The sequence below is a fragment of the Vibrio sp. 10N.222.49.C9 genome (assembly GCF_041474985.1).
Classification (GTDB): domain Bacteria; phylum Pseudomonadota; class Gammaproteobacteria; order Enterobacterales; family Vibrionaceae; genus Vibrio; species Vibrio crassostreae_C.
This window is the reverse complement of sequence record NZ_JBFRVD010001540.1, coordinates 1-347: the sequence shown is the minus strand read 5'-3', so window position 1 is coordinate 347 and position 347 is coordinate 1. Positions and strand designations below refer to the sequence as shown.

At 52.4% G+C, this 347-nt stretch carries 1 protein-coding gene; it reads right to left on the bottom strand.

Annotation, left to right across the window (positions count from 1 at the left end; genetic code table 11):
• Window positions 1-347: enoyl-CoA hydratase/isomerase family protein (locus AB4585_RS29150; RefSeq protein ID WP_372172295.1), on the bottom strand; the 347-nt coding region annotated here is incomplete at both ends.

The following is a 347-nucleotide window of genomic DNA, read 5'->3' as shown; positions in this document are numbered from 1 at the left end:
CCCTAAACCAACCTGCCTAGCCATGCGTGAGGCACCCCCACCGCATGGCAGAATTCCCATGCCGACCTCCATTTGCATGAACTTAAATTTACCACGGGCGGCAAATCGCATATCGCAGGCCAGGGCAAATTCATGGCCGCCGCCTCGAGCGAAGCCTTCTAGTTTGGCAATGGTCGCTTGTGGAAGTTTACTGATACGCTCGAGCACAGACTGAAGATCCAATAGCTTCGCCTCTTCCCGCGAAACCGCTTCGGTCGACATGTCTTTCAATAGGTTTGTGTCGTAGTGGCAGACCCAAATCTCAGGATTAGCCGATTGGAATACGACTACTTTCACATCCCTATCTC